A 16,244-nucleotide genomic window follows, 5' to 3' on the forward strand; every position below is an offset into this window, starting at 1 on the left:
ACCCCGATTCCTGCACACCTACAATCACCACCGCCACCACACCGCCATCGGCGGACCACCCGCCAACCGCGTTCCCAACCTCTCTGGGCAGAACATCTAGATCTAGAGAGCTTTTACAGTCGGGGTTCGCGGCCCGTCAGCCGCATTCGTTTGAGCCGTGGTGGCGTTCGGTCGGCTGACGGCCTGGCGTCACCGTCGTGGGCTCCGGAATCGCGGGGTCGGTTACCGCCGCGACCCGGTGCTGGACGATCAACTACGGCCGTTTTCGGCGCCGGGCTCCGGGATATCGCTGCCTCCGGCCCGGTAAAGGATTCGCCGCCCACGGCTGGGCGATCAAGCGGCCTGGGGAAGGGTTCGCCGGGCATGGCTGGGCGATCAACAGTCTGGGGAAGGGTTCGCCGGGCATGGCTGGGCGATCAACAGTCGGGGGAAGGGTTCGCCGGGCACGGCTGGGTGATCAACAGTCGGGGGAAGGGTTCGCCGGGCACGGCTGGGTGATCAACAGTCGGGGGAAGGGTTCGCCGCCCACGGCTGGGTGATCAGGCGGTCTGGGGAAGGGTTCGCCGCCCACGGCTGGGTGATCAACAGTCTGGGGAAGGGTTCGCCGGGCACGGCTGGGCGATCAGCCGGCCCGGGACAGGACTGTCCCCACCAAACCCAACCAGACCTTGAGCGCAAAAGGTGTCTAGATCTCCAGGAGCAGGGCGCGGTGGTCGGAGACCTCCGGCGCGGTCAGGACCGTGAACTCCTTGACCGCGGCCACGTCGGAGACCAGCAGGTAGCTCGCGTGGCGGACCGGCTTGCCGTAGTGCGACGTGCGCGTGTCGGCATTCCCGACCAGGTCGGTGAGACCGGCTTCGGCCAGGATGCCGAACGTCTCGCTGCCCGGCAGCAGATTGAGATCACCGCACAGGACCACAAGATCTTGAGGACCACGGATCCGGCGTACGAGCTCCGCGAGCCGCAATGCCTGCCGGCGCCGTGCCGGGGTGTCACCCTTGCCGGCGGGGTCGCGCAGGCCGTGCACCTGCACGACCCACACCGACCGGCCGCCGGCCCGGTCGACGGTGTGCACGGCCAGAGCGACCCGGGGCCGGTCCGCGATCGCCCACTCGTCGTGATCGGTGAATCCGCCGTGCACGAAGGCCGACTCGACGCCGCAGACCGGCAGCCGCTCGGCGACGAAGGTGGCCACGCCGAAGTCCTGGCGGTGGCGGGTGCCGGCGTCGTCGTGCACCGGGCCGGAGTCGCTCGCCACGAAGATCGGCTGGTGGCGGGGGAGCACACCGCGTACGTCGTCAAGGAGGCCGGCCCGCTGCGGCAGGGTCCGTTCGCCGTCGGAGAAACGCGTCCAGCCGGCCAGGCCCGGCGTCCGCGTCACCTCCTGCAGGCAGAGAACGTCGGCGCCGCAGGCGGGCAGCCAGTCGAGAAGCCGGTCGGACAGCGCGCCACCCCAGGCGTTGACGCTCACGATTCTCATCGGCACCCCCGTCGTCCGGCATGATCTTAAACGGCCCCGGTACGCTGCCCGGGTCCGGCGTTGTCCAACCCGGACGGGAGAGGGGCCGAGGGTGGCGACCGTCCGCGTGGAGACCGTCATCGAGGTGCCCGCCGAGCGGGTGTGGGAGGCGGTCGCCGACGTCGGCGCCGTGCACCGGCGGCTGCTGCCCGGGCGCGTCCTGGACGCCCGGATCGAGGACGACGAGCGGATCCTGACGATGCCGGACGGCTCGCAGATCCGGGAGCTGATCATCTCCGTCGACCACGACGACCGCCGCCTGGCGTATGCGGTCGTCGAGGGGCAGAAGCTGCCGCTCACGTACCATCAGGCAAGTTTTCAGGTCTTCGGCGAAGGGCCGCGGCGGAGCCGTCTCGTCTGGCTGACCGATGTCCTGCCGCACGCCATGGCACCGGCCGTCCGGGCCCGCACCGAGCGCGGCATCGTCGAGATCAAGAACGTCATCGAAGGCTCGCCGGAGCCTCGGTGAGCGCGGCCGCCAGCCAGTGCAGCTCCTCGGTGGCGTCCGGTGAACCGTACTGGCCGCGCACCCGGGCGACGAGCCCGCGGTAGCGTTCCGCGCCCGCCTCGATCCCGGCCACCAGACCGGCCAGGACAACGGCCGGATCAGCGGAGCCGAACATGTCGCGCAGCACCTCGGCCGCGGCGGGATCGCCCGGCTGGACGCCGCGCTCCCTGGCCTCCGCAACGGTGTTCACGACCTGACGCGCCCACCAGATCCGGGCCGAGGGCGGGTTGTCCCGGCCGGGAATCGGGGTGTTCAGCTCCAGGAAGGCCCGCATGCGGGTGCGGAAGCCCGGATCCTGCAACAGTTCCGCCAGCTCGATCCAGGCGTCCACCTGGTCGGGGGTGGGATCGTCGGGCAGGTCGATGCGCAGCTCCCGCACCTTGTCGCGCCGGTCCGGCCCGATGTCGAGGCCGTCGAACACCTCTGCCTTGAACTCGTCGATGATCTGTGTGCGCTCGGCGGCCGAAAGCCGCGCCAACCTGTTCATCAGGGCTGTCTCCTCAGCGGTGGAACCACGTCTCGATACGGTGGACAGCACGGCCCGGCTCACCTTGAGGGCACGGATCCGCGCGTCGAGCGCCGCCACGTGAGCCTGAGCCACGGCCGCGACCGTGGCCCGGCCGTCGATCACCCGGCGGATGTCGCCGAGCCCGAGGCCCAGCTCCCGCAGCGTGCGCACGAGCTCGACCCGGGCCACGGCCGCGGCGTCGTAGAGGCGGTAGCCGCTCGCCGAACGCCCGGCCGGCGGGATGACTCCGTCGTCCGACCAGAACCGCAGCGTCCGTGTGTCGATGCCGGTGCGCTGTGCGAGTTGCCCGATGGTGAGCCGGTCGTCGTCCACGCCGCAATCCTGAGGCTTCCAGCCACTGGAAGGTCAAGCCCCGCGTGTAAGCTCCCCGCTTCGTGAAGATCATGAACTTCTCTGCGGCCCTCGGGCTCGCCGTCGTCCTCACCCTCAACGGCTGCGCGTCGGACAAGATCCAGGCGCCGACCGGTGCGCCGGCGAGCAGCGCCATCGAAACCGCCCCCGCGGCGGAGAAGGGCGAGTCGATCGGCGCCGACGGCACCCCGTGCGAGATGCCGTTGTCCTTCGACGCGGCCGCCGATTGGAAGGCCACCGCGGTGGACGCCAAGACACTCGGTGAACTGGCCGGTCTCGCGAAGGTCGGCGACTTCACCGTCGTCTGCGAGATCGACGCGAAGCCGGCCGGCAGCATCGGCTTCATCCGGGTGCACGTGGCCGACGGGCTGAGCGGGCTGCCGCGCGAGCACCTGGCGGCGTTCGTCAAGGCGGACGGCACGGGCAAGGAGATCTCCGGCGAGACCTACACGGATGTGCAGATCGCCGGGGCGCAGGCCGCCGAGGTCACCTGGGAGGCCTACAGCCAGGTGGCTGACCAGCGCACCAAATACACGGCGTTCGCCCTGAACACCAAGGCCGGTGCGGTCGTGGTGAGGCTGGCGCCGCTCGACGAGGGCGAGCGGGAGGGCATGCTGCCGGCCTACGAGCTGGCCAAGCAGACGGTCAAGCTGGCGGCGTGAGTCCTACGGGGGCGGCCCAGCCACCCCCGTAGGAAGGAATCACCGCAGGACCGTGTCGATGCTCTCGGCACGCCACGTGCGCAGCAGCTCGTGGAAGGCGACCGGCCCCGGCCCGTACATGAAGTTCACGGGCCGGGGGTTGCCCTCACCGTTGTAATAGCCGGGCGTGCACTCGGACTGGAAGTTGAAGTTGTTCGGCGCGGTCTGGAAGATCGTCGCCGCCCAGCCGTCCTCGGCCTCGGAGGTCGGCTCGATGTAACGGGCGCCGCGCTTGTTCGCCTCGGCGACGACCGCCCCGATGTGGGTGGCCTGCTCCAGCAGCACGTGCACGAAGTTGACGGCGGCCGCGTTCTGCAGCGATCCGAGGTGGAACAGGTTCGGGAAGCCGTGGCTGTAGAAGCCGTGCAGCGTACGCGGCCCGCGCGCCCAGTGCCCGAGCAGTGGTGCCCCGTCGCGGCCGGTGACCGGCAGGGTGCCGGACAGCACGCCGGAGATGCCGACCTCGAAGCCCGTGGCGAAGATGACGACGTCGACCTCGTACTCGGTGTCGCCGACGACCACACCGGTCGGCGTCATCCGGGTGATGCCGCCGTGGTCGGCCGTATCGACCAGGGTCACGTTGGGCCGGTTGAACGTCTGCAGGTAGAAGTCGCTGAACGTGGGCCGCTTGCACATGTACCGGTACCAGGGCTTGAGCACCTCGGCGACGGCCGGGTCCTCGACGATGGCGTCGATGCGCTCGCGGATCTCGTCCATCTTGCGGAAGTCGGCCATCTCGTCGAGGTACTCGCGCTCCTCGGCCGAGATGTTCGTGTCGACGCTGCCGGTGAGCATCTGCCGCTGCAGCTTCGCCGTCGACGTCCACCGGTCGTCGATCAGGTCCTCGTCGGCGTACCCGCCGGTCACGATGGTGAGGAAGTTCTCCATCCGCTCCCGCTGCCAGCCCGGCCGCAGCGACGCCGCCCACTCGGGATCGGTGGGCCGGTTGTCGCGGACGTCGACCGACGACGGGGTGCGCTGGAAGACGTACAGCCTCTCGGCGGCCTCGGCCAGGTGCGGGATGACCTGGATGCCGGTGGCGCCGGTGCCGACGACGGCCACCTTCTTGCCGTTCAGCCCGGTCAGGCCGCCGGACTGGTCACCGCCGGTGTACTCGTAGTCCCACCGGCTGGTGTGGAACGTGTGACCCCGGTAGTCCTCGATGCCGGGGATGCCGGGCAGCTTCGGCTGGGTCAGGGTGCCCGATGAGATCACCACGTAGCGGGAGCGGTAGGAGTCGCCGCGGTCGGTGGTGACCTGCCACTCGGCGTTCTCCTCGTCCCAGGTCAGGCTGGTGATCCGGGTGTGGAACAGGGTGTCGGCGTACAGGTCGAAGCGCTTCGCGATCGCGATGCAGTGCTGCCTGATCTCCTCGCCGGGGGCGTAGCGCCACTTCGGGACGTACCCGACCTCCTCGAGCAGCGGCATGTAGACCGTCGCCTCGATGTCGCAGTGGATGCCCGGGTACCGGTTCCAGTACCACGTGCCGCCGAAGTCGCCGCCCTCGTCGACCATCCGGATCTGCTGGACGCCGGCCTGCCGCAGCTTCGCGCCGCTGAGCAGCCCGCCGAAGCCGCCGCCGATCACGGTCGCCTCGACCCGGTCGGTCTTGGCCTCGCGCTCCTGGAAAGGGGTGTAGGGGTCCTTCGCGTAGTAACCGAACTCGCCGGCGGCCCGCCGGTACTGGGTCGCGCCGTCCGGGCGGATGCGCCGGTCCCGTTCCACCTTGTATCGCTCACGCAACGCGTCGAGATCCGCGGGCTTGATGCGATGCGGGAACGGCCTAGGGGATGTGGGGGACATGCGGGCCCTTTCGCGGGGTTCATCCGATCGTGTGATCCGAGGGCACAATTTAAAGCACTTGTCTTACCAAAAGCGCATCCGACAGCCCCGTTGACCGAAAAATTCATGTGGTGGTCCGGCGCGGCGATCCGCGCCTACTGCTTAAAACCCCTATTTCGTACGATCTACGCGCGCGATATCCACAGAAAGCGATCGTCACGTAACCGGTGCTATGAACAGCCCGACCATCGCGTCGATGAGTCCGGCCGCCACCGCGTCCCACGCCGGCGAAGGATCGCGCTCCCGCTGTGCGCAGAAATGCACCAGCAGCGTGTGAGCCATGTGGATGCGCTCCTCGCGTACGTCCTCCGGCAGATCCGGCAGGCAGCGCTGCAGCCCGTCCATGACGGCGAGCAGCCCGGTCGCGTCCTGGAACTCCTCGGCCGCCACCTCCAGCAGCCCCGGCTCGGTGATCAGCTGCGCCGAGAACCGCGCGTACCAGCTCGGGTGCCCCAGCGCCGTCAGATGTTCGGTGATCGGCAGCACCACGCAGGCCACCCAGTCGCGCAGGTCCCCACTGCCGCTGTGCGCGACGAGCAGACGCCGCCGGATCTGCTCGGTCCGCACCGAATGACGCCGGATGATGGCCCGTACCAGATCGGTCTTGGTGCCGAAGTGATAGGCGACGGCGGCGTTGTTGCCCTGCCCCGCCGCCTCACCGATCTGCCGGTTGGACACCGCCTGCACGCCGTGCTCGGCGAACAGCCGCTCGGCGGCCGCGAGCATCAGGGTGCGGGTCTGCTCCGACTGCTCGGTCCGTTGCCGCCGGCCGCCCGCGCCGGCGGCGGCATCTGCTCGGGGGCTCATCGTCGAACTCCGTGGGTGCCGTGGGGGAAGACCGCAAGAATAGGACCAGGCCTGGCCCGGCTGGGTCACCGGAGTCGCCCGATCACTCATGGGTATCGCGATATGATGACAGAGTGGCGCAAACCGGACCCTTCCGCTTGCTGGGAACCGGGCCGCGGGCCGCGGCCCGGCAGTTCGGTGTCCTCATCGTGGTCGCCGGCCTGCTCGCGCTGGTCGGCATCTCCAACGACCCCACCCACATCAGCCGGCTGCTGCTGGTCGCGGCCTGCGACTTCAGCCTCGGCCTGATCGCGCTGCTGCTGCCGTGGCGGCGGCTCGGCCGGTACGGGCCGGCCGTCCTCGGTCTCACCGGCTTCGCCGTCCTCGGTCTGTCCACCTGGTCGTTCGGCGGTGTCGCGGCCGGCACCGGGCCGTTCCTGGTGCTGATCTACGCCTGGGCGGCGCTGCACTTCCCGCGCTGGATCCTGGCCGCCTACGCGATCCCGGCGACCCTCGCCTACCTGGTGCCGCTCGTCCTGACCGGCCAGCATCCGCTGGTGCTCGGCAGCGCCTTCGTGCTGATGCCGATCGCGCTCGCCGTCGCGTTCCTGATCGAGGCGCAGGCCCGCCACCTGCGCGACGACCGGGAACGGCTGTCCCGGATCGAGCAGTGGCGAGCCGCGATGATCAACACGCTGGCGCACGACGTCCGGGCGCCGCTGGCCACCGTACGACTGGTTTTCGAAGAACTGCAGGAGACCGCGACCGGACCGCACGTCAAGATGATCGGAGCCGGCATGCGCCAGGCCGCGCGCATCGCACGCCTGGCGGACGGCCTGCTGGACCTCTCCCGCATCGACAGCGCCGGGCATCTCAAGCTCGACCGGGCCGACCACCCGGCACACGCCCTGGTCAAGGACGCGCTGTCCTACGTGCACGAGGACGCCGACGTGCGTGCCGAGGTCGATGAGAGCCTGACCGTGCACGTCGACAAGCAGCGCTTCGAGCAGATCCTGCTGAACCTGATCACCAACGCGCTCCGGTACGGCAGACCGCCGGTGATCGTGAAGTTCACGCGCGACACGACCGGCGACCGCCTCGAGGTGCGCGACCACGGGCCCGGCATCCCCGACGAGCTGCGCCCGCGCCTGTTCGGCCAGTTCGCCGTCGGCGGCGAGCAGGGTGTCGGCCTCGGCCTGTGGATCGTCCGGCAGCTGGCCGTGGCCCACGGCGGCCATGCGGCCGCCGAGGCCCGCGATCCGGGCGTGGCGATGGTGATCACCTTCCCGCCACCACCCGGACAACCGTGACCGCCGTCAGCACCAGCCGGACGGGCACTCCCCGCTGGCCAGCAACTCGTACTGCCGGCACTTCGGGCACCGCGGCGGCTCGGGCCGGGGCGCCGGCTTGACCGCCTTCGCCGCGCTCGCGGTCCGCGTGCCGCCCGCCGACGAGGCGCGCGGCGCGGCGGCCGTACGGGCCCGCTTCACCGGAGCCGGCTTGCCCGCCGCCCGCAGCTGCACCGCGTCGGCGGACGCCACCAGCAGCGCGTCGTAGTTCTCGTCGATGTAGTCCGCCGGCAGCGACACGAAACAGTCCGGGTCGTCCGGGTCCATCACGTACGCGCCGGACATGCCGAGCGCCACGTCGTTGGCCGTCTCGGGCGCCACCGCCACGTCCACGCCACCCGGGTGGATCTTCACGGCGATCGTGTTGACGCCCTTGGGGCGCACCTGCAACGCCCGCCCCACGGTCTTCATGTCGATGTCCACCCGGCTGCGCAGTTCCAGCAGCAGGCGGGCCACCGACGGAGCCGCTCCGACCCCATCGGAATCCGTTCCGTACTCGTCCATCCGACCTCCGCTCCGATGCGACCACGTGATCCTCTTGCCGTATCGACACGTCCGTGCCGCACGTGAGGCCGTCTGTCACCCTACGACGCGATTTCCGCGCCGACGCTCACCCCCCTCTCAACGTCACGCAACCTGGGCGCAACCATGACGCGGTACGGTCGCGGCCGGAGACACGGATGTCGATCCCTGGGGGTGAGCCGCATGACCTCGCCGCCCGCCGACGAGTTCTACCTGGCCGCGCACGACGGCATCGGCGGAAGGACACTGCTGTCCGGCCGCGCGCTCGGCATCGGCCTCGGCGCCGCCCTGATCGGTGAGCTGATGTTCTGGCGCCGCCTGCACCTCGACGGCGACCACCTGCACGTCGCCGACCCGCGGCCCACCGGCGACCCGGCCACCAGCGCCCTGCTCCGGCGGATGACGGCCGCACCCGGCCCGCACGGCCTCGCCCAGTGGACGGCCCATCTGGCGAACGGCTCCGCCGCCGAGCTCGTCGAGCAGCGGCTGGTCGCCACGGACCGGATGCGCCTGGAGACCAGGCGCCGCCTGCTCACCTCGACCACCTCGCTCGTCTTCGCCGACCCCAAGAGCCCCGGCGAGCCGGCCGCCCGGATCCGCACTCGCCTGTCGTACAACGAGGATCTCGACCTCCCGGACCTGATGCTGGCCGGTCTCATCCTCGCCACCGGCCTCGACGAGTACGTCCTGGACACCTGCAACCCACGCGATCGCGCCCGCCTGTCCGACCAGTTCCGCCGCCGTCTGCCCCAGCCGCTCGGCCACCTCGTCGCGCACGCTCGAGCCGCCGCTGCCGCGGCCCTCACCGTGGTCCCCGGCTGATCACGCGGGTGGCGCACATCCACTGATCGGTGGACCCGGGGCGGGCGGCGGTGGACGCCCGGAGCCGGTGGATCGGTCGATTCTCCGGCACGCCCGCCGCCACAGGCTGTAACCATGTCCACCACAGAGTTCCCCGCCACCGCCGGACCGGTCGGCGCCCGCGACCGGGCACTGACCCCCGATCTCGCCCGCGGGCTGATGCTCGCCCTCATCGCCCTGGCCAACTCGGTCGTCTACCTGCACGACCGCCCGTACGGGGTGCGCCAGCACATCGTCGAGTCCGGCCTGCCCGACCGGATCGTCAGCGTCCTCACCGTGACCCTGGTGGACGCCCGCGCGTACCCCATGTTCGCCGCCCTGTTCGCCTACGGCGTCGTCCAGATCCTTCAACGCCAGCGCGCCGCCGGCCTCACCGAACCGGAGGCGAAGAGCCTGCTCCGGCGGCGCAGCCGGTGGCTGATCGTGTTCGGCTTCGCGCACGCGTTGCTGCTGTTCCCCGGCGACATCCTCGCCCTCTACGGCGTCACCGGTTTCCTCCTGATCGCCCTGACCCGAGTCCGCGACCGCACGCTGCTCGCCGCCGCCGGCCTGTGGCTCGTCGTGGTCGCGGTCCTGCAGGGTGCCGCCTACACGATGCCGTCCGACGGCGGCCGTTCCTTCTTCTGGTCGTTCGAGACCGCCGGCCCGCTGGCCGCGCTGGCCCTGCGGCCGGTCGAGTGGCTGATGACCCCGGTCGGGCTCGTCGGTGTCGGCAGCGCGGTGCTGGCCGGCACGTGGGCGGCCCGCCGCGGCATCCTCACCGACCCGGCCGCGCACCGGCCGCTGCTGGTCCGTACCGCGGTGATCGGAATGGTCGTGGCCGTCGCCGGCGGCCTGCCGGCCGGGCTGGCGGTCGGGCACTTCTGGGAACCGGCCGGACCGCTCATCCTCTGGGGACTGTCGGCGTTGCACGCGGTCACCGGGATCGCCGGCGGGCTCGGCTACGCGGCCCTGATCGCGCTGGCCGCCCTGCGGATCGGCGACCGGCCCGGACCGGTGGCGCGGGCGCTCGCCGCGACGGGGGAGCGGTCACTCACCTTCTACCTGTTCCAGTCGGTCGTCTTCGTCGTCCTGCTGACGCCTCTGCCGTACGCCCTCGGTCTCGGCTCGTCCCTCGGCACCGCCGCGACCGCCGCACTCGCGGTGGCCACCTGGCTGGTCTCGGTGCTGATCGCCGACGCGATGCGCCGCCGGAACGTGCGCGGACCGGCCGAGGTCGTGCTGCGCCGGCTCACCTACCGGTCGGCGATGATGAGCCGGTGACGGTCGTGGATGAACAGCTCGGGCGCTGGAACCGTGCGTGGGCGCTGTCGCCGTACCCGCTGCTGGCCGTCGCCACCGTCGTCTGCCTGCTCGGCGACGCCGCTCCCGGGGACCGCCTGGTCACCGTGGCCGTCGCCGCCGGGCTCGGCGTCTGGCACTGGTGGTTCGTGCTCGCGCATCCGCAGTGGCCGGAACACCGGCCGTGGATCAACGCCGGCTACTACGCGGGCGTGCTCGCCCTCGCCACGGTCCTGATGGTGCGCAGCGACGCTTTCCAGCTGTTCGTCCCCGCCTGCTACGTGCTCGCGTTCGTGTCCCTCGGTGGCAGGCTCGCCTACGCCGGGCTGGTCGCCGCCAACCTGCCCGGCCTCGTCGCGAGCGGCTTCGACCCGGACAGTGCCCTGATCAGCCTGGGCGTGGCCACGCCGGCCGCCGCCCTGTTCGGCGCGATGATCCGCACCATGGAACGCGAGGCGGTCCGCCGCCGCGAGATCAACCGCGAACTCCTGGCAGTCTCCGCCGAGAACGCCCGCCTCGCGAAACAGGCCGGCATCGCCGAGGAACGCGCCCGGATGGCCCGCGAGATCCACGACACCGTCGCGCAGGGGCTCACCGGCATCGTCACCCAGCTGGAGGCCGTCGGCGGCGTGCCCGGCGAGGCGCGTGCCCGGCTCGACGCGGCCCGCACTCTGGCGCGCACCAGCCTCGACGAGGTGCGCCGGTCCATCGAGGCACTACGGCCCGGCCCTCTGCAGGACGCCCGGCTGAGCGAGGCGATCGAGCAGACCGTCAAGACCTGGACCAGGTTGTACGGGATACCGGCGCGCTACACGATGACCGGCGAGCCCGTCCCCGTCCACTCCGAGGTCGAGGTCACGCTGCTGCGGGCCGCCCAGGAGACGCTGTCCAACGTGCGCCGCCACGCGTCCGCGGGGCAGGCTCACGTGACACTGTCGTACATGGAGGATGTGATCGTGCTGGACGTCCACGACGACGGCCGCGGCCTCCCGTCACCGCCACCGTCCACCGGTTTCGGCCTGACGGCGTTGCGCCAGCGGGTGGCCGCCCTGTCCGGTTCCGTCTCGGTCGAGTCGTCACCCGGCGCCGGGACCGCCGTCAGCGTCACCGTCCCCCTGATCGGAGCCGGCTCATGACCTCACTCGCGCCACCGCGTCCCCCCGCCGCAGTCCTCCGCCGCCGACCTTGTGAGGTTGCGGCGGTCACCCTCCTCCGCCGGTCCCGCGAGGTTGCGGCCGTCGCCCTCTTCTGCCGATCTGGTGAGGTTGCGGGGGGCGGAGCGGCCGAACCTCACCAGATCCGCGGGGCCGGCTCGTGAGCGGGCTGCGGCTGGTCATCGTGGACGATCATCCGGTCGTACGGGACGGGCTGCGTGGCATGCTCGGCACGCAGAGCGACTTCGAGATCGTCGGCGAGGCGGCCGGGGGAGCGGAGGCCCTGACCGTCGTCGAGGCGACCCGGCCCGACGTGGTGCTGACCGATCTGCGGATGCCCGAGCCGAGCGGAGGCGCCCTGATCCGCCTGCTGCTGGAGCGCGTCCCGCAGACCCGCATCCTGGTGCTGACCACGCACGACACAGACTCCGACGTGCTGCCCGCGGTGGAGGCCGGCGCCATCGGTTACCTGCTCAAGGACGCGCCGCGCGAGGAGCTGTTCCGGGCCGTCCGTGCCGCCGCCCGCGGACAGACCGTTCTGTCTCCCTCGGTCGCCGCCCTGCTGCTGGCCCGGGTCCGCCCGCGGAGCCCCGGCCCCGCGGCGAAGCTCAGCGCCCGCGAACGCGAGGTGCTGGCACTGATCGCGCAGGGCCGCACCAACCGGGAGGCAGCCGCGGCCCTGTTCATCACCGAGGCCACCGTCAAGACACACCTGCTGCACATCTACGCCAAGCTGGAGGTCCCCGACCGCGCCGCCGCCGTCTCGGCCGCCCACCGCCGAGGCCTGCTGTAGCTCGCCGGTGTCCGGGTCAGAGGCCGGCCGCGTCGTTGTAGCGGCGGCGCAGGTCTTTCAGTTCCGTGTCGGCCAGGGCCTCCTTCATGGCCAGGTCGGCGTAGCGGGGCGGGAACATCTCGTGCAGGCGGTCGATGTACTTCGTCTCGGCGGTCGCCTCGACGACCTGGATGCCCGGCGGGGAGACCGCCATGTCCACGATGACCGGGCCGGCCAGTTTGACCGCCACGTCCCAGGGGCGCTGCGGCTCGGCCACTCCGCACAGGTGGAAGCCGTAGACCGTACGGACGCCGGCCAAGGTTTTGACCTCGGCGGGCTCGTAGCCGTAGACGCGCACACCGCAGACCACCGACGGCTCCGCGCCGCCCGTCGTGGGGATCTGATGGCCGCCGTGGTTGTGCTGCTCGGGACTGACCTGCTCGAGCGTGGTCCGCATCCGGCGCTCGATCTGCGCCCGCAGGTCCGCCGGGTCCGCCGTCGAGCCGTCCGGATCGGCCAGCACTATCGCGACACCCGCCGTCACCAGCAGGACCACGGCGGCCCACACGTAACGGGAACTTCTGAGGATTCTCATGATCACCTCTCACGTTCCCGCCCGGGACGCCGGACAGCGTCCCGGGCGGGCGTGCCGATCAGCTGAAGACCACGTCGCTGCACCACATGTAGGCCTGGTCGAGGTGCGAGGCCTGCCAGATGACGAAGAGAATGTGGTGCCCGGTGTAACCCGAGGTCGAGACGTTGAACGAGATGTTCTGCGCCGGCGCGTACCGTCCGGTCTGCGTGATGAAGTCGAGGTTGCCCCAGCCGAGGGTCTGGGTGGCCGGGTTGAACCCCTGCTTGCTCACGTAGACACGGAAGTAGTCCGCGCCGTGGCTCGCCTGGTCGTACAGCTGCACGGTGAAGTTGCGGGTGATGTTGGTGGTCTTCCAGGCTCCGGCCCGGTTCAGGCTGTTGTTACGGGCGAGCCCGTTACTGCACAGCTGACCGTCCGGGGTCTTGGCCTGGAACTGGGCACCGAGGCCGTCGCGCAAGGCACTCATCCAGTTCCACATGGTGTCCGGGTTGGCCTGGAACGCCTGGTAGCACATCGGATCCTGCGTCTGCATGGCCGGATTCGTGTGCTGACTGCCCCAGGTCTTCCAGCACTGGTACGCCCGGGTCGCCGGGTTGATGATCGTGCCGTGGGCCTGGGCGGTGCCGGTCCAGGGCAACGTCGCGGCCACCATGGCCAGCAGTACGACGAGAGCCTGGACGGGCCGGCGAATGGTTGCGCGAGTGTGCCGGCCGGATTGACGGGACTCGTGTGGGGGCACGGTACCTCCTCCATTGTTCGGCGGATCGGGGAATGGGAGCGCTCCCGGCGCAAGCATTACACCAATGTGTCGGGATATCAACCGATGTCTATCAAGCAGGTTTTCAGTCGGCCGGCGGCATCGGGCAGGATCGGGGCCATGACGGGGCAGACCGAGATCTTCAACGAGGCGGCCGACGACTACGACAACGTCGGCGTCGACTTCTTCACGCCGTTCGGCGAGGCGCTGGCCGGGGCCGCCGCCGTGGCACCCGGCGACCGGGTGCTCGACGTAGGCTGTGGGCGCGGGGCGGTGCTGTTCCCCGCCGCAGCGGCCGCCGGCCCGGACGGGCACGTCACCGGCATCGACCTGGCGCCTCGCATGGTCGAACTGACCCGTACGGCCGCCGCCGGCCTGCACCACGTGACCGTCGAACTCGGCGACGCGCAGCACCCGGACTTCCCCGCTGCCTCGTTCGACGTGATCACCGCCGGGATGGTGCTCTTCTTCCTGCCCGAGCCGCAGGCCGCCCTGGAGACGTACCTGCGGCTGCTACGGCCGGGCGGGCGACTGGCGTTCAGCGCCGCCGCCTCGTACGACCCGGCCTTCCCCCGCGCCATGAAGGTGCTCGCCGGGCACGCCGACGGCCCGCCCCCACCCCCGCCGACGGGACAGGGAACGATCTTCGAGAACGCGGACACCCTGCGTGCGGCCGCCGAGAACGCCGGTTTCGCGCGCACACGCCTCAGCGAATGCACCGTGGCCAGCGCCTTCCGCGACCACCGCCACTTCCTCGACTGGGTCGGCTCCCACGGGGGCCGGGCCGTCGTCCGCCGCATCCCACCGGAGCGACGGGACGCGGCCATCGCCGATCTGGCCACCGTGCTGCCTGAGCCCTTCACCCTGACCACGACCCTGAATCTGGTGGTGGCCGATCACTCCTGAGCGGCCGCCCACCGCATTGCAGCCGTGTCCCGGCCGCCATCGCCCGGGAGCCCGCGCGGTTTGCGGTCGGGTGGCGGCGGTGGGCGGGAACCGCCGGTCGTGGTGGTTGGGCGGCCCGGGGTTGCGTGGGGTCCGCGGGCGGCGGGTGGGGTGGCGAAGCGGGGCGGTATGAGCGCGCCGCTGTCGGGCCCGGGACCATCCGCTCATGACTGGGGTTCCCGGTCTGGGCGATTCCGCCGCTCAGTGACCATCGTCGAAGGTCCTGCGGGCTTCGAGCACCGACTCCTGATGCCGGACCGACCAGTGCAGCAGCTCGGTCAGCGGGCCGGCCAGTGCGCGGCCGGGCGGGGTCAGCTCGTACTCGACCTTCGGCGGGACGGTGGCGTGGACCGTCCTGGTCAGAAGGCCGTCGCGTTCCAGGCCGCGGAGCGTGTGTGTCAGCATCCGCTGGCTGACGCCCTCGGCGGCGCGCATCAGTTCGGTGAAGCGGCGCGGCCCGGGCAACAGCAGCACCACCACGATCACCGTCCAGCGGTCGCCGATCCGGTCGAGGGTGTCGCGCAGCGGGCACTGCTGTTTCATCGCCGGTGTCACCGTCATGCCGGGTGGCAGCAGTAGTGCGAGGTCCAATGGTTACTCCCGTGTGCCTGGGGCAGGAAATAGTGCCTTCTTCCGGCTGCCCGGATGCTCGCCGACGATGGGCGGCGTGAGCAAACGAATTGCGGTCACCGGTGGGGCCGGGGCGCTCGGATCGGCCGTCGTGCGGCAGCTGCGCGGGCGGGCCGACGTCATCGTGGTGACGAGGCGGCCGGAGGCCGTACCGCCAGGTGTGGAGGTCCGTCCCGCCGATTTCGACGACATCGGCCCGGAAGCGTTCGCCGGCGCCGGGGCCGTGCTGGTGGTGAGCACCGATCAGCGCGACAACGAGCGGCGGGCGGCCCAGCATGCGGCGGCGATCGCCGCGGCCGCCGAGGCCGGTGCCGGGCACCTGGTGTACACCTCGCTGGCCGGGTGCGACGGGCCACCGGACATGCTCAACGCGGCACACCGCGCGAGTGAGGCGGCACTGCGGGCGAGCGGTGTGCCGTGGACGTCACTGCGCAACAACCTGTACCTGGAAGGGCTCGACGGTCTGCTGGCCGCGGCGGCGGCGACCGGGCGGTACGTCAGCAACGCCGGTGGTGGGGGAGTGGCGTACGTCAGCCGGGACCGTTGTGCGCGGGTCGCGGCCGAGGCGCTGCTGCAGCCGGCGCGGGGTGTCGTCGAGGTCCACGGGCCACGGGTGCTGAACGCGGCCGCGGTCGCGGCGCTCCTCAGCGAGCGGCTCGGCCGGACGATCGAGCCGGTTCTTCTCGACGATCGGGAGTACGGCGAGCACCTGCTGTCTACTGGCGCGCCGCCCGCACTCGTGGCGGCACTGGTCGCACTCGGTCAGGCGATCCGGGACGGTGTCTACGCCGGTGCCCCGGCGTAGCGGATGTCCGGGGCCCGAGCCGTCCGTGGTCCGCTGAAAACAGTCCCGTAAATGAGTCGCGCGATGTCCGTCGATCGGGCAGAGTGATCTCAACGCCGGTGAGGCCGACCGAAAATCGCCTCACTAATGCGTTGACGAACTGGCCGGGACAAGACATTCTGGCTACGGCCTCATCGCTACCGGAAGCTCGAAGGGAGTTGAACCGTCATGTCGTGGAATTCCAACTGCGCGATCGACCCGTCGTGGGCGTCGTGGTGTGGATCCGCCATATCCGTCGTGACGGTGAAACACCACATCCGAGCCCACGAATCCTATCGTGACCAGGAGCGGTGGAGCG

17 protein-coding genes are annotated in these 16,244 nt (G+C 70.9%); 9 read left to right on the plus strand and 8 right to left on the minus strand.

All coding sequences use genetic code 11. The features are described from left to right. Positions 1-685: 685 nt before the first annotated feature. Complete coding sequence (locus CLV67_RS11100; protein WP_106317196.1) at positions 686-1,480, minus strand: endonuclease/exonuclease/phosphatase family protein; 795 nt, start codon at positions 1,478-1,480, stop codon at positions 686-688. Between the two features lie 91 nt (positions 1,481-1,571). On the opposite strand from CLV67_RS11100, the gene CLV67_RS11105 reads away from it, so the two are divergent. Continuing rightward, positions 1,572-1,988 (plus strand): SRPBCC family protein, encoded by a 417-nt coding sequence (locus CLV67_RS11105; RefSeq protein ID WP_106317198.1) that lies wholly within the window; start codon positions 1,572-1,574, stop codon positions 1,986-1,988. Here CLV67_RS11105 and CLV67_RS11110 read toward each other — a convergent pair. Beyond that, a complete protein-coding gene (locus CLV67_RS11110; protein WP_106317200.1) occupies positions 1,960-2,868 on the minus strand; it encodes a helix-turn-helix domain-containing protein in 909 nt (302 codons plus the stop codon). The two genes, CLV67_RS11105 and CLV67_RS11110, sit on opposite strands and share 29 nt — an antisense overlap. 71 nt (positions 2,869-2,939) lie before the next feature. Here CLV67_RS11110 and CLV67_RS11115 point away from each other — a divergent pair, with 71 nt between their 5' ends. After that, positions 2,940-3,569, plus strand: a complete 630-nt coding sequence (locus tag CLV67_RS11115) for a lipoprotein (protein ID WP_146169049.1) — start codon at positions 2,940-2,942, stop codon at positions 3,567-3,569. Positions 3,570-3,608: 39 nt separating this feature from the next. Here the strand turns inward: CLV67_RS11115 and CLV67_RS11120 are convergent, their stop codons facing one another. Together CLV67_RS11120 and CLV67_RS11125 are read right to left on the minus strand one after the other, a co-directional pair. Continuing rightward, positions 3,609-5,411, minus strand: a complete 1,803-nt coding sequence (locus tag CLV67_RS11120; protein WP_106317204.1) for a flavin-containing monooxygenase — start codon at positions 5,409-5,411, stop codon at positions 3,609-3,611. 195 nt (positions 5,412-5,606) lie between these two features. After that, complete coding sequence (locus CLV67_RS11125; protein WP_106317206.1) at positions 5,607-6,257, minus strand: TetR/AcrR family transcriptional regulator; 651 nt, start codon at positions 6,255-6,257, stop codon at positions 5,607-5,609. Between the two features lie 113 nt (positions 6,258-6,370). Here CLV67_RS11125 and CLV67_RS11130 point away from each other — a divergent pair, with 113 nt between their 5' ends. Beyond that, complete coding sequence (locus CLV67_RS11130; RefSeq protein ID WP_239166980.1) at positions 6,371-7,546, plus strand: sensor histidine kinase; 1,176 nt, start codon at positions 6,371-6,373, stop codon at positions 7,544-7,546. A 6-nt stretch (positions 7,547-7,552) separates the two neighbouring features. Here CLV67_RS11130 and CLV67_RS11135 read toward each other — a convergent pair whose 3' ends face one another. Beyond that, positions 7,553-8,089 (minus strand): hypothetical protein, encoded by a 537-nt coding sequence (locus CLV67_RS11135; protein ID WP_106317208.1) that lies wholly within the window; start codon positions 8,087-8,089, stop codon positions 7,553-7,555. Between the two features lie 201 nt (positions 8,090-8,290). Between CLV67_RS11135 and CLV67_RS11140 the strand changes: the two genes are divergently transcribed. The 4 genes from CLV67_RS11140 (at position 8,291) to CLV67_RS11155 (ending at position 12,196) form a co-directional block, all read left to right on the plus strand. Continuing rightward, positions 8,291-8,929 carry a GOLPH3/VPS74 family protein gene (locus CLV67_RS11140; RefSeq protein ID WP_106317210.1) on the plus strand — a complete coding sequence of 213 codons (639 nt, stop codon included), beginning with the start codon at positions 8,291-8,293 and terminating at the stop codon, positions 8,927-8,929. Between the two features lie 114 nt (positions 8,930-9,043). After that, a complete protein-coding gene (locus CLV67_RS11145) occupies positions 9,044-10,231 on the plus strand; it encodes a DUF418 domain-containing protein (protein WP_106317212.1) in 1,188 nt (395 codons plus the stop codon). Then, the gene (locus tag CLV67_RS11150) at positions 10,228-11,385 is read left to right on the plus strand and encodes a sensor histidine kinase (RefSeq protein ID WP_106317214.1); all 1,158 of its coding nucleotides are present in this window, start codon (positions 10,228-10,230) and stop codon (positions 11,383-11,385) included. Before CLV67_RS11145 ends, CLV67_RS11150 begins: the two co-directional genes overlap by 4 nt. Before the next feature lie 178 nt (positions 11,386-11,563). Then, positions 11,564-12,196 carry a response regulator gene (locus CLV67_RS11155; protein ID WP_106317216.1) on the plus strand — a complete coding sequence of 211 codons (633 nt, stop codon included), beginning with the start codon at positions 11,564-11,566 and terminating at the stop codon, positions 12,194-12,196. Between the two features lie 16 nt (positions 12,197-12,212). Here CLV67_RS11155 and CLV67_RS11160 read toward each other — a convergent pair whose 3' ends face one another. Together CLV67_RS11160 and CLV67_RS11165 are read right to left on the minus strand one after the other, a co-directional pair. After that, positions 12,213-12,770: a hypothetical protein gene (locus tag CLV67_RS11160; protein WP_106318138.1), complete on the minus strand. Its 558-nt coding sequence runs from the start codon at positions 12,768-12,770 to the stop codon at positions 12,213-12,215. A gap of 58 nt (positions 12,771-12,828) precedes the next feature. After that, positions 12,829-13,509, minus strand: a complete 681-nt coding sequence (locus tag CLV67_RS11165; RefSeq protein WP_203737897.1) for a lytic polysaccharide monooxygenase auxiliary activity family 9 protein — start codon at positions 13,507-13,509, stop codon at positions 12,829-12,831. Between the two features lie 138 nt (positions 13,510-13,647). Between CLV67_RS11165 and CLV67_RS11170 the strand changes: the two genes are divergently transcribed. After that, positions 13,648-14,433 carry a class I SAM-dependent methyltransferase gene (locus CLV67_RS11170; protein WP_106317220.1) on the plus strand — a complete coding sequence of 262 codons (786 nt, stop codon included), beginning with the start codon at positions 13,648-13,650 and terminating at the stop codon, positions 14,431-14,433. Positions 14,434-14,673: 240 nt separating this feature from the next. Here the strand turns inward: CLV67_RS11170 and CLV67_RS11175 are convergent, their stop codons facing one another. Next, on the minus strand, positions 14,674-15,063 hold the full coding sequence (locus CLV67_RS11175; RefSeq protein WP_239166981.1) for a winged helix-turn-helix transcriptional regulator: 390 nt from the start codon (positions 15,061-15,063) through the stop codon (positions 14,674-14,676). 76 nt (positions 15,064-15,139) lie between these two features. On the opposite strand from CLV67_RS11175, the gene CLV67_RS11180 reads away from it, so the two are divergent. Beyond that, positions 15,140-15,907, plus strand: a complete 768-nt coding sequence (locus tag CLV67_RS11180; protein WP_170153805.1) for an NAD(P)H-binding protein — start codon at positions 15,140-15,142, stop codon at positions 15,905-15,907. Positions 15,908-16,244 lie beyond the last annotated feature (337 nt).

The organism is Actinoplanes italicus, from assembly GCF_003001815.1.
GTDB classification, from domain to species: domain Bacteria; phylum Actinomycetota; class Actinomycetes; order Mycobacteriales; family Micromonosporaceae; genus Actinoplanes; species Actinoplanes italicus.

Bases quoted from the DNA above. Each gene is read 5' to 3' on its own strand.
- CLV67_RS11125 (WP_106317206.1), bottom strand. From the start codon at position 6,257: ATGAGCCCCCGAGCAGATGCCGCCGCCGGCGCGGGCGGCCGGCGGCAA.
- CLV67_RS11100 (WP_106317196.1), bottom strand. From the start codon at position 1,480: ATGAGAATCGTGAGCGTCAACGCCTGGGGTGGCGCGCTGTCCGACCGG.
- CLV67_RS11140 (WP_106317210.1), top strand. From the start codon at position 8,291: ATGACCTCGCCGCCCGCCGACGAGTTCTACCTGGCCGCGCACGACGGC.
- CLV67_RS11170 (WP_106317220.1), top strand. From the start codon at position 13,648: ATGACGGGGCAGACCGAGATCTTCAACGAGGCGGCCGACGACTACGAC.
- CLV67_RS11135 (WP_106317208.1), bottom strand. From the start codon at position 8,089: ATGGACGAGTACGGAACGGATTCCGATGGGGTCGGAGCGGCTCCGTCG.
- CLV67_RS11145 (WP_106317212.1), top strand. From the start codon at position 9,044: ATGTCCACCACAGAGTTCCCCGCCACCGCCGGACCGGTCGGCGCCCGC.
- CLV67_RS11120 (WP_106317204.1), bottom strand. From the start codon at position 5,411: ATGTCCCCCACATCCCCTAGGCCGTTCCCGCATCGCATCAAGCCCGCG.
- CLV67_RS11115 (WP_146169049.1), top strand. From the start codon at position 2,940: ATGAACTTCTCTGCGGCCCTCGGGCTCGCCGTCGTCCTCACCCTCAAC.
- CLV67_RS11160 (WP_106318138.1), bottom strand. From the start codon at position 12,770: ATGAGAATCCTCAGAAGTTCCCGTTACGTGTGGGCCGCCGTGGTCCTG.